The organism is Streptomyces sp. NPDC053048 (assembly GCF_044547045.1).
In the GTDB taxonomy this organism is placed as follows: domain Bacteria; phylum Actinomycetota; class Actinomycetes; order Streptomycetales; family Streptomycetaceae; genus Streptomyces.
On the sequence record NZ_JBITZS010000006.1, the window covers coordinates 114,206 to 138,049 of the forward strand.

Annotated in this window: 18 protein-coding genes and 1 riboswitch; of the genes, 2 read left to right on the forward strand and 16 right to left on the reverse strand. The window is 72.7% G+C overall.

Going from position 1 to position 23,844, the window contains the following annotated elements; all coding sequences use genetic code 11:
• Positions 1 to 18: 18 nt before the first annotated feature.
• The 15 genes from ACIG36_RS17215 to ACIG36_RS17285 form a co-directional block, all read right to left on the reverse strand.
• On the reverse strand, positions 19 to 1,338 hold the full coding sequence (locus ACIG36_RS17215) for a class I SAM-dependent methyltransferase (protein ID WP_399927944.1): 1,320 nt from the start codon (positions 1,336 to 1,338) through the stop codon (positions 19 to 21).
• Between the two features lie 227 nt (positions 1,339 to 1,565).
• Positions 1,566 to 2,954 (reverse strand): NAD(P)/FAD-dependent oxidoreductase, encoded by a 1,389-nt coding sequence (locus ACIG36_RS17220; RefSeq protein ID WP_399927946.1) that lies wholly within the window; start codon positions 2,952 to 2,954, stop codon positions 1,566 to 1,568.
• Positions 2,955 to 3,310: 356 nt separating this feature from the next.
• Positions 3,311 to 4,252 (reverse strand): exopolyphosphatase, encoded by a 942-nt coding sequence (locus ACIG36_RS17225; RefSeq protein ID WP_399927948.1) that lies wholly within the window; start codon positions 4,250 to 4,252, stop codon positions 3,311 to 3,313.
• Positions 4,249 to 4,785 (reverse strand): DUF501 domain-containing protein, encoded by a 537-nt coding sequence (locus ACIG36_RS17230; protein WP_399927951.1) that lies wholly within the window; start codon positions 4,783 to 4,785, stop codon positions 4,249 to 4,251. The genes ACIG36_RS17225 and ACIG36_RS17230 overlap by 4 nt, the downstream gene beginning before the upstream one ends.
• A gap of 61 nt (positions 4,786 to 4,846) precedes the next feature.
• A complete protein-coding gene (locus tag ACIG36_RS17235; RefSeq protein WP_399927954.1) occupies positions 4,847 to 5,317 on the reverse strand; it encodes a septum formation initiator family protein in 471 nt (156 codons plus the stop codon).
• Between the two features lie 92 nt (positions 5,318 to 5,409).
• Positions 5,410 to 6,690 carry a phosphopyruvate hydratase gene (gene eno / locus ACIG36_RS17240; RefSeq protein ID WP_399927955.1) on the reverse strand — a complete coding sequence of 427 codons (1,281 nt, stop codon included), beginning with the start codon at positions 6,688 to 6,690 and terminating at the stop codon, positions 5,410 to 5,412.
• Positions 6,691 to 7,050: 360 nt separating this feature from the next.
• Positions 7,051 to 7,767, reverse strand: a complete 717-nt coding sequence (locus tag ACIG36_RS17245) for a transglycosylase family protein (protein WP_399927957.1) — start codon at positions 7,765 to 7,767, stop codon at positions 7,051 to 7,053.
• Between the two features lie 4 nt (positions 7,768 to 7,771).
• A riboswitch (cyclic di-AMP (ydaO/yuaA leader) is annotated at positions 7,772 to 7,954 on the reverse strand.
• 260 nt (positions 7,955 to 8,214) lie between these two features.
• On the reverse strand, positions 8,215 to 9,210 hold the full coding sequence (locus tag ACIG36_RS17250) for a transglycosylase family protein (protein ID WP_399927959.1): 996 nt from the start codon (positions 9,208 to 9,210) through the stop codon (positions 8,215 to 8,217).
• A gap of 201 nt (positions 9,211 to 9,411) precedes the next feature.
• The gene (locus ACIG36_RS17255) at positions 9,412 to 10,743 is read right to left on the reverse strand and encodes a cytochrome P450 (RefSeq protein WP_399927961.1); all 1,332 of its coding nucleotides are present in this window, start codon (positions 10,741 to 10,743) and stop codon (positions 9,412 to 9,414) included.
• A gap of 24 nt (positions 10,744 to 10,767) precedes the next feature.
• Positions 10,768 to 11,199, reverse strand: coding sequence for a DUF6479 family protein (locus tag ACIG36_RS17260; protein ID WP_399927964.1), 432 nt, complete (start codon positions 11,197 to 11,199; stop codon positions 10,768 to 10,770).
• An 80-nt stretch (positions 11,200 to 11,279) separates the two neighbouring features.
• Positions 11,280 to 12,260: a nucleoside triphosphate pyrophosphohydrolase gene (locus ACIG36_RS17265; protein ID WP_399927967.1), complete on the reverse strand. Its 981-nt coding sequence runs from the start codon at positions 12,258 to 12,260 to the stop codon at positions 11,280 to 11,282.
• Positions 12,261 to 12,294: 34 nt separating this feature from the next.
• Positions 12,295 to 12,909 carry a SurA N-terminal domain-containing protein gene (locus ACIG36_RS17270; RefSeq protein WP_399927969.1) on the reverse strand — a complete coding sequence of 205 codons (615 nt, stop codon included), beginning with the start codon at positions 12,907 to 12,909 and terminating at the stop codon, positions 12,295 to 12,297.
• Between the two features lie 146 nt (positions 12,910 to 13,055).
• A complete protein-coding gene (locus tag ACIG36_RS17275; RefSeq protein ID WP_399927972.1) occupies positions 13,056 to 14,600 on the reverse strand; it encodes a protein kinase in 1,545 nt (514 codons plus the stop codon).
• A complete protein-coding gene (locus tag ACIG36_RS17280) occupies positions 14,597 to 15,367 on the reverse strand; it encodes a hypothetical protein (RefSeq protein WP_399927975.1) in 771 nt (256 codons plus the stop codon). Before ACIG36_RS17280 ends, ACIG36_RS17275 begins: the two co-directional genes overlap by 4 nt.
• 113 nt (positions 15,368 to 15,480) lie before the next feature.
• Positions 15,481 to 17,550, reverse strand: coding sequence for an N-6 DNA methylase (locus ACIG36_RS17285; protein ID WP_399927976.1), 2,070 nt, complete (start codon positions 17,548 to 17,550; stop codon positions 15,481 to 15,483).
• 179 nt (positions 17,551 to 17,729) lie between these two features.
• On the opposite strand from ACIG36_RS17285, the gene ACIG36_RS17290 reads away from it, so the two are divergent.
• Positions 17,730 to 18,446, forward strand: coding sequence for a hypothetical protein (locus ACIG36_RS17290; RefSeq protein ID WP_399927979.1), 717 nt, complete (start codon positions 17,730 to 17,732; stop codon positions 18,444 to 18,446).
• Between the two features lie 124 nt (positions 18,447 to 18,570).
• On the forward strand, positions 18,571 to 20,022 hold the full coding sequence (locus tag ACIG36_RS17295) for a DUF2079 domain-containing protein (RefSeq protein ID WP_399927981.1): 1,452 nt from the start codon (positions 18,571 to 18,573) through the stop codon (positions 20,020 to 20,022).
• 84 nt (positions 20,023 to 20,106) lie between these two features.
• Here ACIG36_RS17295 and mfd read toward each other — a convergent pair whose 3' ends face one another.
• Positions 20,107 to 23,637 carry a transcription-repair coupling factor gene (mfd, locus tag ACIG36_RS17300; RefSeq protein ID WP_399927983.1) on the reverse strand — a complete coding sequence of 1,177 codons (3,531 nt, stop codon included), beginning with the start codon at positions 23,635 to 23,637 and terminating at the stop codon, positions 20,107 to 20,109.
• Positions 23,638 to 23,844: the final 207 nt, after the last annotated feature.

The window sequence follows — 23,844 nt, forward strand, 5'->3', positions numbered from 1 at the left end:
CCGGGCCCTTCGCCGTGCTCAGCGCCAGTCGCGGGTGCGCAGCGGCAGCCCCGGCTCGCCGGACGGCGGCGTGCGCACCGCGAGCACCTGGTTGACGCCGATGCGGTTGCGCTCGAAGGACAGCGCGCAGGCGGCCATGTACAACCGCCAGACCCTGGCCCGGCCCGGCGAGGTCAGCCGCACCGCCTCGTCCCAGTGGGCCTCGAGGTTGGCCACCCACCGGCGCAGGGTCAGCGCGTAGTGCTCGCGCAGCGCCTCCACGTCCCGGACCTCGAAGCCGGCCTCCTCCAGCTGGGCCACCGTCCGTCCGACGGGCGCCAGTTCGCCGTCGGGGAAGACGTAGCGGTCGATGAACTCGTCGACCTCGTAACTGCCCTCGTCCTTCAGCGGGCGGCGGGCGATCTGGTGGTTGAGCAGCCTGCCGCCGGGCCGCAGCAGGGCGTAGAGGTCGGCGGCGTACTCGGCGTAGCGGGCGGAGCCGACGTGCTCGGCCATGCCGATGGAGGAGATCGCGTCGAAGGGCCCGTCGGGGACCTCGCGGTAGTCCTGGACCCGGATGTCGACGCGGTCCGCCAGGCCGACCTCGGCGGCGCGCTTGCGGGCGTAGGCGGCCTGTTCCTCGGAGAGGGTGATGCCGACGGCGGTGACCCCGTACTCGCGGACGGCGTGCAGGACCATCGAGCCCCAGCCGCAGCCGACGTCCAGCAGGCGCTGGCCGGGCTGGAGGGCGAGCTTGCGGCAGATCAGGTCGAGCTTGGCGCGCTGGGCGTCCTCGAGCGTGGAGGCTGCGTCCTTGTCCGTCCCCCAGTACGCACAGGAGTAGACCATGGAGGGGCCCAGGACCCGCTCGTAGAAGGCGTTGCCGACGTCGTAGTGGTGGCTGATGGCCTGCTTGTCGCGGCGCAGCGTGTGCAGCGGGCCCTTGCCGGCGCGCATCTCCTCGCGGGGCACGGCGGGCGGCACCCAGGGGCCGGCGAGCTTGAGGAGCTCGCGGCCGGCGGCGCGCAGCTCCGGATCGCGCAGGGCGTTCAGCAGGGCGGCGGGGCCGGTGGGGCGGGAGGCGTCCTCGCCGCGCTCCCACACGGAGCCCGCGAGCAGGTCGAGGGCCTGGTAGAGGTCGCCTTCGACGTCGATGTCCCCGGCGACCCAGGCGCGGGCGAGGCCGAGCTCGCCGGGCTTCCACAGCAGGCGGCGCAGGGCGCGTCGACGCCTGACGATCAGGACGGGGGTGCCGGGAGGCCCTGCCTCGCTGCGGTCCCAGGCGCGGATCCGGACCGGGAGCGGGGCCCCCAGCATCCGTTCAGCGAGCGCGGTGAGCCGTCGGGCGGCCTCGGCCATGTCGCACACCTCCATGATGAAGTGTCAGGAGATAGTTTCACCTGACACCTGAACACCAACGGGCCGTGCTGTAGTCCCTCTTCCGCCAGACTAGGTCAACTTCGCCGTCCGGGTACGCCGAAGGGCGCCCACCCCACGGATTTGGTGGACGCCCTTCCGGTAAGCGCCGGGTACGGCCGGGCGCGAAGTGCTCGCCCCGGCCGTACCGCCGTACCGTGCTGCCGTACTTAGGAGGCCTTGGCCTTCTGGGCCGGGCTGTCGGACTTGGCGGCTGCCTGCGGGGCCGGCTTGGCGGCCTCGTAGAACTCCTCGCGCGGGTTCTCCATGGCACGCAGGGAGACGACCTCGCGCTTGAGGAACATGCCCAGGGTCCAGTCCGCGAAGATGCGGATCTTGCGGTTCCAGGTGGGCATGGCCAGACCGTGGTAGCCACGGTGCATGTACCAGGCCAGGCGGCCCTTGAGCTTGATCTTCGTCTTGCCCATGACGATCATCGCGACGCCCTTGTGGAGGCCGAGGCCGGCCACGGCGCCCTTGTTGGCGTGCGAGTACGTCTTCTGCGGGAAGCCGCGCATGCCGGACAGGACGTTGTCGCCGAGGACCTTGGCCTGGCGCAGCGCGTGCTGGGCGTTGGGCGGGCACCAGGCGTTCTCGTTGCCGGCCTTGCGGCCGACGACGTCCGGGACCTGGGCGTTGTCGCCCGCGGCCCAGATGTAGTCGGTGCCCTGAACCTGGAGGGTCTCGGAGGTGTCGACGTGGCCGCGCGGGCCCAGCGGCAGGCCGAAGCGGGCCAGGGCCGGGTTGGGCTTGACGCCCGCGGTCCACACGATGGTGTTGGAGTCGACCTCGAGGCCGTTCTTCAGCACGACGTGGCCGTCGACGCAGGAGTCCATGGAGGTCGAGAGGTAGATCTCGACGCCGCGGCTCTCCAGGTGCTTCTTGCCGTACTCGCCGAGCTTGGGGCCGACCTCCGGGAGGATCTTGTCGGCGGCGTCGACGAGGATGAAGCGCATGTCCTCGCGCTTCACGTTGGGGTAGTACTTGGCGGCGTCGCGGGCCATGTCCTCGACCTCGCCGATGGTCTCCGCGCCCGCGAAGCCACCGCCGATGAAGACGAAGGTCAGCGCCTTGCGGCGGATCTCCTCGTCCTTGGTCGAGTCGGCCTTGTCGAGCTGCTCGAGAACGTGGTTGCGCAGGCCGATGGACTCCTCGATGCCCTTCATGCCGATGCCGTTCTCGGCGAGGCCGGGGATCGGGAAGGTGCGCGAGACGGCGCCCATCGCGATGACCAGGTAGTCGAAGGGCAGCTCATAGGCCTCGCCGACGAGCGGCGCGATCGTGGCGACCTTGCGGTCCTGGTCGATGGTGGTGACGCGGCCCGTGAGGACCTCCGCCTTGGGGAGCACACGTCGCAGCGGCACCACGACGTGGCGGGGGGAAATGCTGCCGGCGGCTGCTTCGGGGAGGAAGGGCTGGTACGTCATGTACGAGCGCGGGTCGACGACCGTGACGGTCGCCTCGCCGTAGCGCATCTTCTTGAGGATGCGGCGTGCCGCGTACAGGCCGACGTACCCACCGCCTACTACGAGGATCCGTGGACGCTCCGTGGTGCTCATGATTCGAGTATCCAGCACTCCCCGAGGGGGTGCTCGTGCGCCCCTTCACAAGGCGCCGGGGAGGGTCTGCTACACTCCGCCGCCCCTGTGACCGACGCCATGGCCCCGCAATGGAACCAAGTGGTGCCGCCGGGCGTTGATCACCCCCGCTGAACTGGCCTTGCGGCCCGAGCGGCGACTGGACCACGGTCCGCCGAGGTTCCGCATAAGCGTTTCTTTAACACGACCGAAAGCGGACCGTTCCCGGCCGGCTGGGCCCGATGGGCCCCGGAAGGGGGTCAGAAGGCCCTCTTCCGGGGCTCCGGGACCGCTATTTCATGTGAAGGATTTCACGAACATTTTCCGGAGGACCGCCTTCAGGCGATGCTCCAGCCGATCCCGTCGAGGATGTCGTGCTCGCTCACGACCACTTCCCGGGCCCCCGCGCGCTCCATCACGCACTGCAGGACGAGCGCTCCGGCGGCGATGACGTCGACCCGGCCGGGGTGCATCACCGAGAAGGCGGCGCGCTGATCGTGAGTGGAGGCCAGGAGCATGGCGGTGATCTCGCGGACCCGCTCCAGGGAGATCCGGGAGTGGTGGATGGCCGCGGAGTCGTACTCCTCCAGGCCCAGCGCGATCGCCGCGACCGTGGTCACCGAGCCGGCCAGGCCCACGAGCGTACGGGCCCCGGTGAGCGGGACGGTCTCCTCGGCCAGGTCCAGGGCGGCCTCGACGTCGGCCCGTATCGCGGCGACCTGCGCGGCCGTCGGGGGGTCGGTCACCTCGCCGTCCACGACCAGGTGACGTTCCGTCATCCGGACGCAGCCCACGTCGACGCTGCGCGCGGCGCGCACATGGTCGTCACCGACCACGAACTCCGTCGAGCCGCCGCCGATGTCCACCACCAGGTACGGCCTGTCCAGGTCGTCGCGGCCCGCGAGCTCCCTGGTGGCACCGTCGAAGGAGAACTCCGCCTCCTGGTCACCGGTGATCACCTCGGGCTCGACGCCGAGGATGTCCTTGACGCCCTGGACGAACTCCTCGCGGTTGGAGACGTCACGGGAGGCGGACGTCGCCACGAAGCGCACCCGCTCGGCCTTGAGCTCCTCGATGACCCCGGCGTACTCCCGGCACGCGGCGAACGTCCGCTCCAGCGCCTCCGGAGCGAACCGGCCCGTCCGGTCCACCCCCTGGCCCAGCCGGACGATGGTCATCCGGCGGTCGAGCTCCTCGAGTTCACCGGTGGCCGGGTCGGCGTCGGCGATGAGCAGCCGGATCGAGTTCGTACCGCAGTCGACGGCGGCGACGCGGGTCACGAGCACCCCTCCTCGCCGGCGCACGGGCTCACGCACGGGCCCTTGCTCCACCACTCCGGCAGCAGCGCGATGGCCTCGTCACCGAAGGGGTTGACCCCCGGGCCCGCCGCCAGCGAGTGCCCGACGAGCACGTGCAGGCACTTGACCCGGTCCGGCATGCCGCCGGCGCTCGGGAAGCCCTCGAGGACCTCGATCGCGTCGCGGCGGGCGATGTAGTCCTCGTGCGCGGCCCGGTAGGCGGCCGCCAGCTCCGGGTCGGTCGCCAGCCGGTCCTGCATCTCCTTCATCAGGCCCGAGCCCTCGAGCGTGCCGATCGCGGAGGCGGCGCGCGGGCACGTCAGGTAGTACAGCGTCGGGAACGGCGTGCCGTCCTCCAGCCGCGGCGCGGTCTCGACGACGTCGGGGTTGCCGCAGGGGCAGCGGTGCGCGATGGAGCGCAGGCCGCGCGGCGGGCGTCCGAGCTGCTCCTTGAACGCGGCGATGTCCGCCTCGGTCGGCTCGGTGGGCTCGGTCTTCGGAGGAGGGGTGTCCATGTGCTCGCTCGTGCTCGTTGATGCTCGGTCGGGTTCGAAGTCGGGTTCGAACGGGGCGCGGTCAGCGCTGCCCGTCGGAGGAGTCCACGTCCTCCCAGAGGTTGCTGTACCACGGGCGGTCGGCCGTGCCCCGGTCCCTGGGCGGCTTGGCGGCACCGCCGCCGCCCACCACGTTGTAGCCGGTCTCGCCCGGCCGCAGGTAGTGCAGGTGCTCGCGCGCCTGCTGCTCGACGTACGCGGGGTCCTCCAGCCGGGCCTTCTCCTCGCGCAGCAGCTTCACCTGCTCGCGGGCCTGCTCGGTCTGGCGGCGCTGGTCGGCGATGTCCGAGCGCTGGGTGACCCACTGGCGCATCGGATAGGCGAGGGCGACGACGATGGAGCAGACGACCAGCGCGAGCAGCGCCGCCCGGCCCGTGAGCCGGCTGCGCCGCGGCGGCCGCGCCCGGTAGACCCGCGCCACGGCGGGCCCCTGCACCAGCGCCGTGCCGAGCGCCTTGAGCCTGGTCGCGGTGGAGAACCGGTCCGCGCCCACGTCGCCTCCCCTGGGAAGAGTCCGCCACGAACGTACGTCCCCGGACACGGTACGGGACCGCGGCCGGGGACGTACGGAGACTGGCGAGAAGGTCAGCCCTTGAAGCGCGGGAACGCGCTGCGGCCCGCGTAGACCGCGGCGTCGTCGAGGATCTCCTCGATGCGCAGCAGCTGGTTGTACTTGGCGACGCGCTCGGAGCGGGCCGGGGCGCCGGTCTTGATCTGGCCGCAGTTGGTGGCGACGGCCAGGTCGGCGATGGTGACGTCCTCGGTCTCGCCGGAGCGGTGGGACATCATGCACTTGAAGCCGTTGCGCTGGGCCAGCTCGACGGCGTCCAGGGTCTCGGTCAGCGAACCGATCTGGTTGACCTTGACCAGCAGGGCGTTCGCGGCGCCCTCCTCGATGCCGCGGCCCAGGCGCTCGGGGTTGGTGACGAACAGGTCGTCACCGACGAGCTGGACCTTGGTGCCGAGCTTGTCGGTGATGGTCTTCCAGCCGGCCCAGTCGTCCTCGAACAGCGGGTCCTCGATGGAGACCAGCGGGTAGGCCTCGACGAGCTCGGCGTAGTACTCCGTCATCTCGGCGGCGGAGCGGTCCTTGCCCTCGAACTTGTAGACGCCGTCCTTGTAGAACTCGGAGGCGGCCACGTCCAGGGCGAGGGCGATGTCCTGGCCGGGGGTGTAGCCGGCCTCCTTGATGGCCTCGAGGATGAGGTCGAGGGCCTCGCGGTTGGAGCCCAGGTTCGGGGCGAAGCCGCCCTCGTCGCCGAGGCCGGTGGACAGGCCGCGGCCCTTCAGCACCTTCTTGAGGGTGTGGTAGACCTCGGTGCCCCAGCGCAGGGCCTCGGAGAAGGACTCCGCGCCGATCGGGGCGATCATGAACTCCTGGATGTCCACGTTGGAGTCGGCGTGCGAGCCGCCGTTCAGGATGTTCATCATCGGAACGGGCAGCAGGTGCGCGTTCGGGCCGCCCAGGTAGCGGAAGAGCGGCAGGTCGGACGCCTCGGAGGCGGCGTGCGCGACGGCGAGGGAGACGCCCAGGATGGCGTTGGCGCCGAGCGAGCCCTTGTTGTCGGTGGCGTCCAGGTCGAACATGGCCTGGTCGATCAGGCGCTGCTCGGTGGCGTCGTAGCCGACGAGCTCCGGGCCGATCTGCTCGATGACGGCCAGGACGGCCTTCTCGACACCCTTGCCGAGGTAACGGTCCTGGTCACCGTCACGGAGCTCGATGGCCTCGAAGGCGCCGGTGGAGGCGCCGGACGGCACGGCGGCACGGCCCGTGGAGCCGTCGTCGAGGCCGACCTCGACCTCGACCGTGGGGTTGCCTCGCGAGTCGAGGATCTCGCGAGCTACGACGACGTCGATGGACGGCACGAGGGTCTCCTTCGTGTGTGCTGGAGTTCTGCAGCACGAGCCTAACGGGCGCCGGAGGCTGCGCCCGCCCTTGGATCGTTCCCCGGACCGAAAATTGGCACAAAAGCCGAGATCGCTGGATGAATCGCCGGTGTGTTCGCTCAAGGGGGACACCGCGGGCCGGGCGGCCGGCCGTGCGAACGCCGGAGCCCCGCTCCGGTGCGGCTCGGGGGGAAGCGCATCGGAGCGGGGCGGTCCGTCGGATGAGCGCGCTCGCTCGTCCGACGATCGGACGGGGCCGGCCGTGATCGGATCGGCGGCCGGCCCCGGGGATCGGCTCGGAGACCGGCCGGGGGATCGACTCGGGGACCGGCCCGCGGATCAGCTCAGGTGGAGCATCTGACCCGGGTAGATCACATCGGCGTCGTCGATGATCTTCTTGTTGAGGTCGTAGAGCTTCATCCAGCCGCCCTTGACCTTCTTGGCGGAGGCGATCGAGCCCAGGGTGTCGCCGGCCTTGACCTCGTACTCGCCGTCGCCCTTCTTGAACGGCGGGGTCTTGGCGTGCTTGCCCGGGGTCTGCTTGCCCGCGGCCGGGGTCTCCTTGCCCTGCGACGGCTTGGCGTGCTTGCCGGTCGACGGGCGCTGGCCGCGGTCGGCGTGGCTCTGGGTGGAGGTGCGGTCGCCGGTGGACTTCGAGGAGCCGGCGGAGACGTCGACGTCCGCCTTCGGGCCGCCGCGGCTCAGGCCGCCGCCGCAGTTGGGCCAGGCGCCCGGACCCTGCATGGCGAGCAGCTTCTCGGCCACGGCGATCTGCTGGGCCTTGGTGGCCTGGTGCGGGAGCGCGGCGTACTTGGCGCCACCCGCGGCCCGCCACGAGGATGCGGAGAACTGCAGGCCACCGAAGTAGCCGTTACCGGTGTTGATGGCCCAGTTGCCGCCGGCCTCGCACTGGGCGACCTTGTCCCAGGTCTGGACGGAGGCGGCGTTGGCGGAGGTCGCGACCATCAGAGGGGCTGCGACGGCCGCGCCGGCGACCCCGGCGAGGGTCACGATGCGGACGGCCTTGGACGGACGACGGTGCTTGCCCTTGGACATAAGTCGGTTTCCTCACCGACGCCTACGAGGTGAGCTGTCGGGTTCGGGCTAGTGAGTTCGCCCGGCCCGGTCCGCTCGCGCGCACCGGGCTTCACCCCAAGCCGTCCCGCTCCCACGACCGCTGGCCGTCGGACCGCTCCGGCGCCTTACCTGGTTCCCCCGCTCCTGCCTACGGCGCTTGCGCGACGACTCCCCCGGCCGCCGGCAGGATTCGGCGTGGCGACCGAGGTGCTCGCGGTGGCGAGCGGTGACGACGTTAAACACAGGCGGCCGACAGGTTCAAACCCTACTTTTCAGCCACAGTTGCCTGTTGTTACCTCTTGGCGGCCATCATTTCCGCAGGTGAGAGCGGGTTCGAGGTCAACGGACGGACACATTCCGGGCATTGCTCAACGAGACCCATGTCTCACTTTCGACTGGAACGGACATTCGGCCCGAACTTCCCGGCTACTTCCGGACATCGATGCGCTGACCAGGCTGGATGAGGTCCGGATCGGTTCCGACCGTTTTCTGGTTCTTCTGATAGAGCGTCTGCCAGCCGCCGGAGACGGAGTGCTCCTCCGCGATGGCTGACAGATTGTCACCGGGCCGCACCGTGTAGGCGTCCGCGCCGGGCGCCCCGGTGCGGGCGTCACCACGCGAGGCGCGCTCGGAGTCGTCCCCGGAGCGCGGCGGCTCGGCGCGGTGCCTGCCCGTTCCGGCACCTGCGTCCGCGTCACTTCCCGTGCCCGCGGAGCCCTCGGGCGTGGCCGGCGTCGTGGGCGTGCCGGGCGTCCGGGAGCCCGTGGGCGCCGGGTCGGTGGCGGGAGTGCCCGACGGCGTGCCGGACGGGGTTCCGGAGGGCGTGCCGGACGGGGTCGTCGCGCCGTCGGACGGCTCGGCGGACGGGTCCTTGCGGTGCTTGCCCCCGTCGCCCTTGTCGGGTGTGCCGCTCGCGGGAGCGGACGGGGTGGCGGTGCCCGGGGTCTGCGACGCGCCGGGGGTCGGCTCGGTGGAACCGGAGGCGGGGGCGGAGGGCTCGTCCTTGCCGTGCGCAGGCGTGGACGGCGACGGGCGCTCCTTGACGGGCTTTCCGGTCCCCTCCGGCTCGGGCGCCGGAGTCGTGCCGCCGGGGTTCACCTCGGCCGCCGGCGCGTCCTTCGTCAGGCCGGAGCTCACGGCGCAGCTGGGCCACGCGTCCGGGCCCTTGTCCTTCAGGATCTGCTCGGCGACGGCTATCTGCTGGGAGCGGCTGGCCAGGTCGGGGCGCGGCGCGTAGGTGGTGCCGCCGTTCTGCTCCCACATCTCCTGGGTGAGCTGCAGCCCGCCGGAGTAGCCGTTGCCGGCGTTGGCGCTCCAGGTGCCACCGCTCTCGCACTGGGCGACCTTGTCCCAGGTGTCGGCGTCGGCCGCGGAGGCGCCGGTGGCGGCGAGCAGCGGCATGGCGATGCTCGCTCCCGTCACCCCCGCTGCGACCACGATGGCGGGTACCTGGCGGGGGCGGCGGTGTCTACCGGTCCCTGAGCGCATGTGCTGGCCTCTCGTGTGGCGGCTGATGATGGTCGTCGAACATAGCGACGTGCCCGGAGAGTCACAAGCCGGTGTAGCGCAGGTCACGCCGAGGTCACACGTGTTGATGCCGCGTCACGGGGTAGGGACCCGGGTTTACCCGCTTGCGGTCCGGCCGGGGGTGAACTCGACGGGCAGAGTGCGCAATCCGCGCATGATCAGCCCTCCGCGCCACCGCAGTTCGGCGGGGTCGGCGGCCAGTCGCAGGTCCGGCAGGCGGCGCAGCAGCGTCGCGAGCGCGGTCTGGCCCTCCAGGCGCGCCAGGGGTGCGCCCAGGCAGTAGTGGATGCCGTGCCCGTACCCGAGGTGCTGGTTGTCGCGCCGCGCCAGGTCGAGGGTGTCGGGGTCGGCGAACCGCTCCGGGTCGCGGTCGGCGGCGGCGAGAACGACGAGCACGGGGTCGCCCTCGGCGATGCGCTGCCCGCCGATGGTCAGGTCCCGGGTGGCGAACCGCCAGGTGGCGAGCTCCACCGGGCCGTCGTAGCGCAGCAGTTCCTCCACGCCGGTGGCGAGCAGGCTCTCGTCCCCGGCGGCCAGGGCGTCCTGGAGGCGCTCGCGCTGCTCCGGGTTGCGCAGCAGCGCGTAGGTTCCGTTACCGATCAGGTTCACAGTTGTTTCAAAACCGGCGAACAACAGGATGAAGGCCATGGCCGCGGCCTCGTCCTCGGTGAGGTGTTCGCCGTGGTCGCTCGCCCGGATCAGTCCGGAAATGAGGTCATCGCCGAGATCCTCCCGCTTCCGGTGGATCAGTTCCGTGAGGTACCCGCGCATCTTCTTCACGGACCGGGCCACTCCGCCGCGCGGCCCGCCGCCGTGGCGGATCATCATTCCCGCCCAGTCCCGGAAGTCGTCCTGGTCCTCGCGCGGGACGCCGAGCATGTCGCAGATGGTGTAGATGGGGAGGGGGAAGGCGAACTCGTGGATGAGGTCCGCCTCGCCCTTTTCGACGAAGCCGTCGATGAGCTGATCGGTCAGCTCCCGCACGCGGGGCGCGAACTCCGCGACCCGGCGCGGGGTGAACGCCTTCGAGACGAGCCGGCGCAGCCGGGTGTGGTCCGGCGGGTCGATGTTGAGCAGGTGCGTCATCAGATTGGCGCTGCGCTCGCCGGGGATGCCGACCTTGCCCTTGCCGTGGGCGCTCTCGGAGTGGTGCACGGGGTTCTTCGACAGCCGCTGGTCTGCGAGCGCCTGGCGGGCGTCGGCGTACCGGGTGACCAGCCAGGCCTCCACGCCGCTGGGCAGGGCCGTGCGGTGCACGGGGGCGTGCTCGCGCAGCCAGGCGTACGCGGGGTAGGGGTCGGTGGCGAATTCCCAGGTGAACAGGGCGGGGGCGGGTGGGGAAGACGCGTCGGGGGCGGGTGAGGAAGACGCGTCGGGGGCGGGCGGGACAGGCGCGTCTGCGGCGGGGGGCGTTCCGTTCTCGTGCACTCCCCGACGCTACCTGTGCGCCCGCTAGTGGGCGCCGCTGCCGCCGCTGCCGAAGGAGCCGCTGCTGCCCGGGTTCCATTTCTTGCGTTCCTCGGACGGCTCCTCGGGGTGGCTGCCGGGGTTGTTGATCTCGTGCGGCAGCACCCGTTCCCCGTTCGCCTCGGTCTGCAGGCGGTCCGATTCGCGGTGCTCGGTGACGTACCCGATCGTGCCCTCCTCGTCGTTGTGCCCCGGCCCGTGGTCGGGGGAGGAGGGGCCCCGGTCGTACTCCTCGCGCGTCTGCCAGGCGCCCTGGCGGCGCTGCGGCTGGCTCGGCGGGGGCGGCTCGTTGTCGCGCCACCGCTGTCCGTAGAAGAAGGCGAGGATCAGCAGGGCGCAGACGATCAGCCCCACGATGAACGGGGCGGTACCGCCCACCCAGTGCGGCAGGGCGAGGTCCGTGTGCTCATAGCGCATGGATGTCGGGTACCCGCCGTCCGCCGTGTCAAGACCGCCACTGGGCCGAACGGGTGAGCGAACCCCTGGTGTGCGCCGGGCTACTCGCCGGCGGCCGCCTCCGCCGCGCGGATCGCGTCCCGGTAGGTGCGGGCCGCCGCGCGGAGGGCCGTCTCCGGCTCGGTGCCCGCCGCCTCGGCCCGTACGGCCAGGGCGAGCAGCTCGTAGCCGACGCCCTCGCCCGCCGGGAGCGGGACGTCGAGGCCGCCGGAGCGGACCCGGGAGGCGAGCTTCGCGGCGAGCGCGAGGGCCGGCTGGCCGAGCGGGACGCCCTCGGTGACCGACTCCCGGCCCTTCTCGGCGGCCTTCTCCCGCATCCAGTGCTCCCTGACGTCCTCCGGCGTCTCGGCGGCCTCCTCCCCGAAGACGTGCGGGTGGCGGCGGATGAGCTTGTCGACGATGACGCCCGCGACGTCGTCGACGGAGAACGGCTCGTCGGCGTCGTCCTCGGCGATCCGCGCGTGGAAGACGACCTGCAGCAGCACGTCGCCGAGCTCCTCGCGCAGCGCCTCGCGGTCGCCCGTCTCGATGGCCTCCAGGAGCTCGTACATCTCCTCCAGGCCGTACTTCGCCAGGTCCTCGTGGGTGCGGATGCCGCTCCACGGGCAGGCGACGCGGATCCGGTCCATGACCTGCACCAGGTCCAGGAGCCGGGCGCCGGGCAGGTCGTAGGAGCCGGGCAGCAGCTCCAGCGCCGGCATCCGCTCACGGCCCGAGCCGGCGAGCCGGGCCAGCCCGTCGGTCAGCGCCGACTCGCCCTCGCCCGAGGTGATCACCACGACGGTGCGCGCCCTGTCGACGCAGTAGTCGACGAGCTCGCGGGCGGTGGACGCCACGTGCTCGGCCTCGACGCCGGCCTCCCGCAGATACGGCAGCTGCGGGTGGCCGGCGTCGGCGCACAGGACCCGGTCGGCCTCGCGCAGCGTCTGCCAGGCGGGCCAGGACAGCATTCCGGGGGCGACCCGGTGGCTTGTGGTGAGCAGGACGATGCGGCCAGTGGAGTCGTTCACGCGGTCGTTCACACGGCCGAGCCTAGGCGACGGCCGGGACGGCGGCTCACGCCGGTTGCCCGGGGGCGGGCGCGGGCCGCAGCCACGGCTCGGGGACGGGCTGGGCGGTGCCGCGCTCGGCGTCCCAGGTGCCGTAGCGGGGGTTGACGTCCACGTGCAGGGCGTCGGAGGTCTTCCTCAGCACCTCGTTGGTGCGGGCCTGGCCCAGCTTCCGCTCCAGTTTGGAGCGGACGAGGCCGACCGACAGCTCCCGGTCGACCTGGCCGGGCGCGATGCCGGCCGCGAGGAACCGGCCGTCGACCGCCTCGGCACCGCCCAGCATCCGCTCGACCTGCTGGCGGCGTTCCTGCAGCTCCCGGCGGGTGACGTCCACGCCGTTGTCCCGGCCGGCCCGCTCGACGATGCGGTACTGGACGAGCCGGATCAGCGTGTCCTGGCTGAGCCGGGCGCTGCCGGCCAGTAGCTGCGGGCCCTGCGGCGAGGAGCGCTGCGCCTCGCGGACGTCCTCGACCTGCCGCTGCAGCTGCGAGACGGTGATGCGGTCCTTGCCCACGACGGCCGCCGCGCCCGGGTGCGGTGTCGATCCGCACCCGGTGAGCAGGGGCGCCGCGGCGAGCAGCCCGGCGGCGGTGACGGAGAACGCTGTCCTGCGGCGGATCATGAAGCCTCCCGGCAGAGATCGCGAACGAACAGGGCGTGGCGGTGATCGATGTTAGGCAGTCCGCGGGGACCGGGCCACTGATTCGGCCAACGATTGCGGGGGAGTTGGGGCACGTGTTAAGGCCCGCGTTGCTCCGACCGCCGCAATCAGGCCCTCACCTGGCCCAGCCACTGCAGGGTGTGGCGGATCTCCGCCGGCAGCGGGTGGTGCGGCCCGTGCAGGCGCTCGGCGTCGTGGAGGAGTGCGACGAGGGTGTCGTGGGCGCCCTGGCGGTCGCCGAGCGAGAGCAGGAGGTGGCCCGTGCGGCGGCGGATGTCGAGGGGGGTGTGCGGGTCGTCCGGGTGGCCCTCGAAGTGCGGGAGCAGGGCACGGTACTCGGCGAGCGCGGCCACCGCCTCCCCCAGCTGCTCGAGGCACTGGGCGGCGTCGTACCGCGCGCGCAGCGCCTGCCGGACCGCGCGCGGGCCGCTGTCGGCGGCGTAGTCGTCGGCGAGGCGGCGCAGTTCGGGCAGTGCGCGCCGGTACTGGCCGTCATCCATGAGCGTGGCGGCGTACTGCTTGCGCAGCGTCCGTACGACCGTGGAGCGCTCGCCGTGCTCGGCCGCCGCGGCCGGGAGGATCGAGCCGAGGAGGTCCACGGCCTGGGTGATGCCGCCCTGGTCGAGCAGGCGCTTGACCTCCTCCACGGCCTCGGCCACGTCCGGGCCGGCGGGCGCGGGCTGCTCGGGGACGAACGCCGTGGCGGGGCCGGGTGCGGGGGCGGTGGCCGACCGGTCCGGCCAGGGGGCGTGCGGCAGGAGGAAGGGGCGCGTGGGGTTCAGCGGCCCCAGGGGGGCGCTCAGGTGCGAGCCGCGGGCGGGCAACAGGGGCGCGAGGGCCCGGTACACCTCCTGCGCGTCGGCGAAGCGGTGCTGGGGGTCCTTGGCGAGCAGGCGCAGCACGACCTCCTCGAGCGACTGGGGCACCTCGGGCCGGAGGTGCCGGACGGGGACGGGCGGCTCGTAGAGGTGGCGGTGCAGCACCCCGAGCGCCGTGGAGCCGGCGAAGGGCACCTCGCCGCTGAGCAGTTCGTGCAGCAGCACGCCGAGCGCGTACAGATCGGTGTACGGGCCGACCGCGCCGCCCATGGCCTGCTCGGGCGCCATGTAGGCGGGGCTGCCGATGGGCGAACCGGTGCGGGTGAGGCGGGTGGTGTCGGCGTCCATGACGGAGGCGACGCCCAGGTCGAGCACGAGGACCGAGCCGTCGGGGCGGACCATCACGTTCCGGGGCTTGAGGTCGCGGTGGATGATCGGTACGGCGTGCACGGCGGAGAGCACCGAGCAGAGCTGGACCGCGACGGACACCGCCCAGGGCCAGGGGTAGGGGTCGTGCTCGGCGAGGTGGTCGGCGAGGTCGGCGCCCTCGACGTACTGCATAACGAGGTAGAGGTCCTCGCCGTCGCTGCCGGCGTCGTGCACGGTGACCAGGCCGCGGTGGTCGACCTGGGCGGTGACCCGGCACTCGCGCACGAAGCGGCGCCGCAGCTCGTCGGCGGCGCTGGCGTCGCCGGTCATCCGGTCGGGGCGCAGCAGCTTGACGGCCACGCGGCGGTCCAGCCGCCGGTCGTACGCGGTCCAGACCTGGCCCATGCCGCCCTGGCCTATCACGGTGGCCAGCTCGTACCGCCCGGCGATGATGCGGCCGTTCACCCGTGCTGCTCCTTACGGTCCCGGGGCTCTCTGCGCAGGAGGTCGCTGAGCTCGTCCAGCTCGGCGCGGACTTCGTCGATGCGGGGCCGGCTGGGCGCCGGCGCCGGGGGGCGGGCGGGGGGTGAGGGTGGCGGGGTGTGCTGCGGGCGGGCGTGGCGGGGGCGGTAGGCGGGCTGGGCCGGTGCGGGGGCCGGGGCAGGGGCCGTCGGCGTTTGGTAAGGCTGCGGGGCCGGCGCGGGCTGGGGCGGCGCTTGGTGCCGGTGCGCGAACGGGGGTTGGTGCTGGTACTGCGTCACGGCGTGGTGGATGTCGGGCGGGGCGGCGGCGTAAGGGGCGGCCGGCGGCGCGTACGGGGCGTAGGCCGGGGCGCCGGGGGCGAGCGGGTTCACGGCGGGTGGGTTCACGGCGGGTGGGTTCACGGCGGCCGGGTTCGCCGCGCGCAGCGCGCCGTGGTGCTGGACGTCACCGTAGATGTAGTAGACGAGGGAAAGGACCCCGCCGATCAGCAGCATGCCGCCGCCGGCACTGGCCAGCTTGGTCTCCGCGCCGACGATCGTCAGCGTCGCACCGGTGGTGAGGACGAGGAACGACGCCACGCACAGCAGCCAGTCCCGCCGGGTGCGCCGGAGCAGCGCGAGGCGCAGCAGCGGCACCCAGCACAGGGTGAAGGCCAGGATGACACCGAGGACGATCAGGCCCAGCCGGATGGCGATGACCGTGGTTCTGCTCGCGGGGTGCGGCGGCATGGCGTGGCCGGGGCCGTTCATTGCTGCTCCTGGGGTCCTGGTTACGCCTGAGCCTATCTACCGACTTCGCCAACGCCGCCCCGGTTGTACGAATCAGACGGTGCGACAGATCACTCCGGCCGATGCGTCCCGTCTCACTCCGGCCGGACCGTCCCGTCCGTCAGCCCGTCGTAGAGGCCCTGCACCAGGGACCCGCCGAGCCGCTCGGCCTCCCGCAGGGCCTGTTCGAAGGCGGCGAGCGCGGCGAAGCGGGCGCCGTAGCGCCGCTGGTCGGCCGGCGGCAGCCGGGGCACCTGCAGGCGACGGACGTCGAGCCGGGTTGCGGTGGAGGCGTAGCTGCTGGCCTGGCGCTGGTTGGCGGTGCCGCGCAGGAAGCCGGCGAGGAACCAGGGGTCCAGGGCGGCGGGGTCGGGGCGCAGCAGGAACAGGCCGCGGCCGAGGGCGGCTCCGGCGGTGGCCTCGTCGATGACGCGGGCCACGGTGACGTCGCCCACGACGGGGACGACGACGTCTCCGGCCTCGACCAGGACGGGTGCTTCGACCGGGCCCTCGGGGAGGGTGCCGGTGGGGGCGCTGCCCGCCTTGACGTCGTAGTCGGTGAGGACGGGGACGGGGGTGCTGCTCTCGGCCGCGCCCGGTCCGCCGGCGCGGAGTATCAGCGCCCCGGCGCGGGCCAGTTCACCGACGGTGGTGGTGGGCCAGCGAGTGGGGCCGGCGGGCCCGGCGGGCGGGGTGGGGGCGAGCTCGCCGATGCGGCGCAGAGCGAGGGTGAGGCGGTCGTGGACGTCGCCGAGGCCGTCCGCGGCGGTACCGGCGGCCGACGGCGGGAGATGGCGGGCGGGGGCGAGGTCGACGTCGTCGTCGAGGAGGTCGATGACGGGCAGTGAGCGGCACTGGCCGGGCTTCTCCTCGGCCGTGCCGTGCCGTTCGAAGTCCTCCCAGGCCTCGAGGACGGCGTGGTGCACCGCTTGCCAGGGCAGTTTGTCGCGGCCGGCGGGCGCGAGTGCGGCGGTGTCGACGAGCAGGAGGTGGGGGGTGGGCGAGGCCTGGGCGCCGGGGCGGCGCAGCACCCACAGGTGCAGGGGGATGCCGTAGGGCGGGGCGGCGCCGGCGGGCAGGGCGACGACGGCCCGCAGGGCGCCGCGGCGCAGCAGGTCGGCGCGGATGCGGCGGCCGGAACGGCGGGATGCGGCGGCCGGGGGCATCAGCAGGACGGCGGTGCCGCCGTCGCGCAGCCGGGCGAGGGCGTGCTGGACCCAGGCGAGCTCGGACTCGGTGCGGGCGGGGAAGCCGTACTCCCAGCGGGGGTCGTAGGCCAGTTCCTCATGGCCCCAGTTGCGTTCGTTGAACGGGGGGTGGCACAGCACGGCGTCGACGGCCAGGGAGCCGAAGGCGTCGGCGCGCAGGCTGTCGCCCGCGTGCACGCGCACCTCCGCGTCGGTGTGCAGGGCCAGGCGCAGCGCGGTGACGGCGGCGAGGTCGGGGTCGCTCTCCTGGCCGAGGACCGCCGGGCCGGCCGCGGCGCCCGCGGGGGCGGCGGCGCGGAGCAGGCCGCCGGTGCCGCAGGCGGGGTCGAGGACGGTACGGGCCGGCTGCCGGCCGGCGGTGCCCAGGGCGAGGGCGGCCATCAGCTCGGCGGGGCCCTCGGGGGTGAGGGTGTACTGCCGGGGGTTGGCATCGAGGTGGCGGCCGAGGAGGAATTCGAAGGCCTGGGGGGCGCCACGCCCGGCGGCGAGGTCGGCGGCGCCGCGCACCAGGGCGGCGGAGACGGCGAGCTCGGCGGCGGTGGGCAGCGCGACGGGGTGGTGCTCGCCGAGCCGGGCGGTGAGCACGGCCTCGAGGGCCGCGGGCAGCCGCTCGGACATCTCGATGTCACCGAGCGCGGCCAGCTCCAGCCATGTGGTGGGCCGGTCCCGTAGGAGAAGGAGTACGGCGCCCGCGTGGCGCAGCGCGCCGGCGGCGCCCAGGGGGTGGCTCACCAGCTGCTGCCAGACCCGCTCCCGGAGCGGCACCTCGGCGAGTTTGCCCTGGTGGCGCAGCCACTGCTCGACGTCGCCGAGGTCGAAGGTGGGGCTGGTCTCGGTGCCGCCCACGGGCTGGGGGAAGTCGGGGTGGCGACGGCGCCAGTTGCTGACCGCGGCCCGGCCGACGCCGGCCAGCCGCGCGATCCCGGCCGCGGTCACCTCTGCTGCGCTGTCCGGCACCTGACTTCCCTCCCACACGCCGACGTAGGTCCGTGGGTGCCGAGCATACCCGCGAAGCCGGGACGACCCCCTTCACAAGCGTGAACTCACTCGATCCCGTGAATCTTGTTGACTCGGTTCACAGCTTCTGTTGTCATTGACCCGTCGGTTCACGGAACTCCACGCCGAAAGGTGTTGCCATGTCTCAGCACTCCCAGCACAAGCAGCGGAACTGGTTCGCCCGGCACAAGGTGCTCACCGGCGCGGGCGCTCTCGTCGCCGTCATCGCCATCGGCGGCGCCCTGTCCGGCGGCGGCGACAGCGGTGAGGACAGCGGGAAGAGCACCGCCGCCGACCGGGCCGCGGGCGGCGAGGCCACGTCCGGGAAGGGCGGCGGTAAGGAAGGGGACAAGGCCGGGAAGGGCGGCGTCTCCGGCAACGGCACCCACCAGGTCGGCTCGGACATCAAGCCCGGCACCTACCGTTCGGTGGGCAACAAGTCCGGCTGCTACTGGGAGCGCGCCAAGGACTCCAAGGGCGACATCGACTCGATCCTCGCCAACGACAACGTCGAGGGCCAGAGCTATGTGACGATCAAGGCCGAGGACAGGATCTTCAAGAGCCGCGGCTGCAAGAGCTGGGAGCCGGTGACCGACGACAGGAGCGGCACCCCCAAGAGCACCGTCGCCGGCAGCGGCATGTACCGCGTGGGCGTCGACATAGCCCCCGGCACCTACAAGTCCACGGGCAACAAGGCGGACGGCTGTTACTGGGAGCGCGACAAGGACGCCCTGCACGACGCCACGGAGTCCATCCTCGCCAACGAGAACGTCGCGGGGAGCGGCGTCGTGACCATCGCCGCCGAGGACGCATACTTCAAGACCAGCGGATGCGCCGACTGGAAGAAAACCGGCTGAACCGGGTGGCCCGGCCGCTCGTCTCTGAGTGGGAGGCCGGGCGCCGGACGGACTCCGCTTATCTTTCGGGAGTCGGCCCGCAGGGCCCGCCGCCCCACACGCCCACCGCAGGGAAGGACCGCCCATGGACTCGGCCACCGCCGCCGCTTCGGCTCCGGGCCGCAGCACGGACGAGGCCGCGCCCCGGGAGCGCGCCCGCCTCACGCGGCTGCGCGCAGCGCGCCTCGATCCCTACTGGCTGGGCGGCGTCCTCTTCCTCCTCTATACAGCGCTGTCGGTCTGCCGGCACCGGCGGATGCTGACCATGTCCTGGGACCTGGGCATCTTCGAGCAGGCCATACAGGCCTACGCCCGGCTCCAGGCCCCGATAGCCGACCTCAAGGGGCCCGGCACCAACATCCTCGGGGACCACTTCAGCCCGATCACCGCGCTGATCGCGCCTTTGTACCGGCTCTTCCCCACCCCTGTGACGCTGCTCGTCGTGCAGGCCGCGCTCTTCGCCCTGTCCGCCGTGCCCGTCACCCGGCTCGCGGCCGGCCTGCTCGGCCGGGGCCGGGGCCTGGCGATCGGCGTCGCCTACGGACTGTCGTGGGGAGTGCAGCGGGCGGTCGACTTCGACTTCCACGAGATCGCCTTCGCCATGCCGCTGATCGCGTTCTCGCTCGAGGCCGTGGTGCGCCGGCGCTGGCGGACGGCGGTGCTCTGGGCGGCGCCACTGGTGCTGGTGAAGGAGGACCTGGGCGTCACGGCCGCCGCGATCGGCGTGCTGATACTGATCCGGCTGCGCGGGACGGGGCCGGACCGGCGGAACGCGGCCCTGGCGGCCGGGCTGGTGGCCTTCGGGCTCGCCGCCACCGCGATCGCCCTCGGCCTGGTCATCCCAGGCTTCAACAGCGGTGGCTCCTACGACTACTGGAACAAGATCGGCGGCGGGGAGGGCCCGGCCCCCACCATCCCGGCCGAGACCGCCGTCCGCACCCTGCTGTGGACGCTGCTGCCCACCACCGGTCTGCTGGCCCTGCGCTCGCCGGTGCTGATCGTCGCCCTGCCCACGCTGGGCTGGCGGTTCGTCTCCCACGACGACCACTACTGGGGCACCGACTGGCACTACAGCGCCGTGCTGATGCCCGTCGTCCTCATCGCCCTCACCGACGCCCTCGCCACGGCCCGCGGCAGCGGCCGCCCGTGGCTGCGCAGGTACGCCCACCAGCTGCCGGCCGCCGTGGCCGCCGCCGCCCTGGCGCTGAGCGCGTCCCTGCCCGTCTACTCCCTCACCCAGCCCGACACCTACCGGATACCGGAGAGTGTCAAGGCCGCCGAACGGCTCCTCGAGCGCATCCCCGACGGCGCCACCGTCGAGGCCGACGTCGGCCCGATAAGCCGGCTCGTCAACCGCTGCCGGGTGTTCTGGATAGGCGACACCCGCGGCATCGACCCCGAGTACATCGCGCTGCGCGTCACCGACGGCAGGAACACCCAGGACCTGATCGGCGACGCGCACCGGATGCACCCGGGCGCGCGGTACGGACTCCTGGGCGCCGACAGCGGCTTCGTCGTGCTCCAGCGCACGCCCTGACCACCACCCACGCCCACTCCCCCGGCCGTCCCGCCCGGACCCCGGCCGAGCGGGGCCCGGCCGAGCGGGGCCCGGCCCGCCGGCTCAGCTCAGGATCGTCGTCAGGAACTCGCCCGTCCACGCCAGCAGCTCCCGGCCGACCAGCGGTTTGCCGCCGATGGGGCGGGTCGCCGGGCGCGGCACCAGGATCTGCTGGGTGGCCGGCTTCATGACCGTGCGCGGGTACAGGCGCTTGAGCCGCAGCTCCTGCGACTCGCGCAGCTCCACCGGGCCGAAGCGCACGTTGGCGCCCTGCAGGGTGATGTCGGAGACCCCGCAGGAGCGGGCCAGCATCCGCAGGCCCGCCACCAGCAGCAGGTTCTCCACCGGCTCCGGCAGCTTGCCGTAGCGGTCGGTGAGCTCCTCGCGGACGGCCTTGATGTCGTCCTCGCTGCCGGCGGAGGCAATGGCCCGGTAGGCCTGCAGGCGCAGCCGCTCGCCCGGCGCGTAGTCGTGCGGGACGTGCGCGTCGACCGGCAGTTCGATCTTGACCTCGAGCGGCGGCTCCTCCTCCGCCCCGCCCTCCAGGGACGCCCGGTAGTCGGCCACCGCCTCGCCCACCATGCGGATGTAGAGGTCGAAGCCGACGCCCGCGATGTGCCCGGACTGCTCGCCGCCGAGCAGGTTGCCCGCGCCCCGGATCTCCAGGTCCTTCATCGCCACGTACATGCCCGCGCCCATCTCCGTGTGCTGGGCGATGGTGGCCAGCCGCTCGTGGGCGGTCTCGGTCAGCGGCTTCTCCGGCGGGTAGAGGAAGTAGGCGTAGCCGCGCTCACGGCTGCGGCCGACCCGGCCGCGCAGCTGGTGCAGCTGCGACAACCCGAAGTTGTCACCCCGCTCGACGATCAGCGTGTTGGCGTTGGAGATGTCGATGCCCGACTCCACGATCGTCGTCGAGACCAGCACGTCGAACTTCTTCTCCCAGAAGTCGACCACCACCTGCTCCAGTCCCGACTCCGACATCTGCCCGTGCGCCGTGGCGATCCGCGCCTCCGGCACGATCTCGCGCAGCCGCGCCGCGGCCCGGTCGATCGACTCGACCCGGTTGTGGATGTAGAAGACCTGCCCCTCGCGCAGCAGCTCACGGCGGATCGCGGCGCCGATCTGCTTCTGGTCGTAGGGCCCCACGAAGGTCAGCACCGGGTGGCGCTCCTCCGGCGGGGTGGTGATCGTCGACATCTCGCGGATGCCGGTGACCGCCATCTCCAGGGTGCGCGGGATGGGCGTGGCGGACATCGTCAGCACGTCCACGTTGGCGCGCAGCTTCTTCAGCTGCTCCTTGTGCTCGACGCCGAAGCGCTGCTCCTCGTCGACGATGACCAGCCCCAGGTCCTTGAACTTCGTCTCGGACGAGAAGAGGCGGTGCGTGCCGATGACGATGTCGACCGAGCCCTCGCGCAGCCCCTCGAGCACGGCCTTCGCCTCGGCGTCCGTCTGGAACCGCGAGAGTGCCTTGACCACGACCGGGAACTGCGAGTACCGCTCGGAGAAGGTGCCGAAGTGCTGCTGCACCAGCAGCGTGGTGGGCACCAGCACCGCCACCTGCTTGCCGTCCTGCACCGCCTTGAAGGCCGCGCGGACCGCGATCTCCGTCTTGCCGTAGCCGACGTCGCCGCAGACCAGGCGGTCCATGGGGACGGACTTCTCCATGTCCTCCTTGACCTCGGCGATGGTGGTGAGCTGGTCGGGCGTCTCCGCGTAGGGGAAGGCGTCCTCCAGCTCCCGCTGCCAGGGGGTGTCGGGGGCGAAGGAGTGACCGGGGGCGGCCATGCGGGCCGAGTACAGCTTGATCAGGTCGGCGGCGATCTCCTTGACGGCCTTCTTCGCGCGCGCCTTGGTCTTCGTCCAGTCCGCGCCGCCGAGCCGGTGCAGGGTGGGGGCCTCGCCGCCGACGTACTTGGTGACCTGCTCCAGCTGGTCGGTGGGGATGTAGAGGCGGTCGCCGGGCTGGCCGCGCTTGGCGGGCGCGTACTCCACCAGCAGGTACTCGCGGGTGGCGCCCTGGACCGTGCGCTGGATCATCTCGAGGTAGCGGCCGACGCCGTGCTGCTCGTGCACGATGTAGTCGCCGGCCTGCAGGGTCAGCGGGTCGATGGTCTTGCGGCGGCGGACCGGCATCCGGCCCAGGTCCTTGCTGGCCGACTTCTGGCCGGTCAGGTCGGTCTCGGTCAGCACGGCGACCTTCAGCCCGGGAGCGACGAAGCCGGTGTCGACGCCCGCGCACGAGACGTGCACGACGGACGGGGTCAGCTCCGGCAGGTCCGCGTCGAGGCGGGCGGGGATGCCCTCGCCGCCGAGCACCTCGACCGTGCGGGCGGCCGGGCCGTGGCCCTCGGTGAGGAAGACGGTGCGCCAGCCGTCGGACACCCAGCCCTTGGTGTCGGCCAGGGCGCGGGCGGTGTCGCCGCGGTAGGTCTCGGGGGCGTGCATGCCGAGCTTGAGGGTGTCGCCGTCGAGCAGTTCCTCGTCCGCCGCGAACGGGCTGATCGACCACCACAGCATGCCGAGCTCCCGGGCCCGGTCGCGGACGTCGGCGATACCCCACAGGGAGGCGGCGTCCACGTCGATGGGCGCCTCGCCGCCGCCGGCCGTGGCCGCCCAGGACGCCTGCAGGAACTCCTGCGAGGTCGCCACCAGGTCGGCGGCCCGCGTACGGACCCGCTCCGGGTCGCAGACGACGGCCATCGCGCCGGCCGGCAGCACGTCCAGCAGCAGCTCCATGTCGTCCACCAGGACCGGGGCGAGGGATTCCATGCCCTCCACCGCGATGCCCTCGGCGATCTTGCCGAGCAGTTCGCCGAGCTCGGGGTGGTCCTCGGCGAGCGCCGCGGCCCGCTCCCGGACCTCGTCGGTCAGCAGCAGCTCACGGCAGGGCGGGGCCCACAGGCCGTGCTCGGCGATCTCCAGGGACCGCTGGTCGGCCACCTTGAAGTACCGGATCTCCTCGACGTCGTCGCCCCAGAACTCGATCCGCAGCGGGTGTTCCTCGGTCGGCGGGAAGACGTCGAGGATGCCACCGCGCACCGCGAACTCGCCACGCTTCTCCACCAGTTCCACGCGGGCGTAGGCGGCGGCCGCCAGCGCCTCGGTGACGTCGCCGAGGTCGGCGCTCTGCCCGGAGCGCAGGCTGACGGGCTCCAGGTCGCCGAGCCCCTTGACCTGCGGCTGCAGCACGGAGCGGATGGGCGCGACCACGACGCTGACGGGCCCGGCCGCCGGGTCGTCCGCGCTGGGGTGCGCCAGCCGGCGCAGCACGGCCAGCCGGCGGCCGACGGTGTCCGAGCGCGGCGAGAGCCGCTCGTGCGGCAGCGTCTCCCAGGACGGGTACTCCACGACGCCGTCGGCGGGCAGCAGGGAGCGCAGCGCGGCGGCCAGGTCCTCCGCCTCCCGGCCGGTGGCGGTCACGGCGAGCACGGGCCGCCCGGCGTCGCGCGCGAGCGCGGCGACGGCGAAGGGCCGTGCCGCGGGCGGACCGATCAGGTCGACGTGCGGCCGGTTGCCGTCGCCCGCGGCCTTCACCGCTTCGGCGAGCGCCGGATCGTTGACGACGGCGTCGAGCAGACCGTGCAGGCTCATGAAGGCTTTCCCGTCCCGGGGGTGGACAACGCGAACGGCCCGGCGCGTGCCGTACGGGCCGAGCCGGGGGTCTCCAGACTACGACGGTGGGCCGACACCCGCCGGGCCGCTGCGCGGGGCGGGGGCGGTACGGCGGGGGCGGTTCGGCACCGCCGGGCCCGTGGCCGGGGGCTGGGCGCCGTCGCGGCGGAGTTTCTTTCCCCAGTC

Bases quoted from the DNA above. Each gene is read 5' to 3' on its own strand.
- ACIG36_RS17215 (WP_399927944.1), bottom strand. From the start codon at position 1,338: ATGGCCGAGGCCGCCCGACGGCTCACCGCGCTCGCTGAACGGATGCTG.
- ACIG36_RS17220 (WP_399927946.1), bottom strand. From the start codon at position 2,954: ATGAGCACCACGGAGCGTCCACGGATCCTCGTAGTAGGCGGTGGGTAC.
- ACIG36_RS17230 (WP_399927951.1), bottom strand. From the start codon at position 4,785: ATGGACACCCCTCCTCCGAAGACCGAGCCCACCGAGCCGACCGAGGCG.
- ACIG36_RS17245 (WP_399927957.1), bottom strand. From the start codon at position 7,767: ATGTCCAAGGGCAAGCACCGTCGTCCGTCCAAGGCCGTCCGCATCGTG.
- ACIG36_RS17260 (WP_399927964.1), bottom strand. From the start codon at position 11,199: ATGCGCTATGAGCACACGGACCTCGCCCTGCCGCACTGGGTGGGCGGT.
- ACIG36_RS17270 (WP_399927969.1), bottom strand. From the start codon at position 12,909: ATGATCCGCCGCAGGACAGCGTTCTCCGTCACCGCCGCCGGGCTGCTC.
- ACIG36_RS17280 (WP_399927975.1), bottom strand. From the start codon at position 15,367: ATGAACGGCCCCGGCCACGCCATGCCGCCGCACCCCGCGAGCAGAACC.
- ACIG36_RS17290 (WP_399927979.1), top strand. From the start codon at position 17,730: ATGTCTCAGCACTCCCAGCACAAGCAGCGGAACTGGTTCGCCCGGCAC.
- ACIG36_RS17295 (WP_399927981.1), top strand. From the start codon at position 18,571: ATGGACTCGGCCACCGCCGCCGCTTCGGCTCCGGGCCGCAGCACGGAC.
- mfd (WP_399927983.1), bottom strand. From the start codon at position 23,637: ATGAGCCTGCACGGTCTGCTCGACGCCGTCGTCAACGATCCGGCGCTC.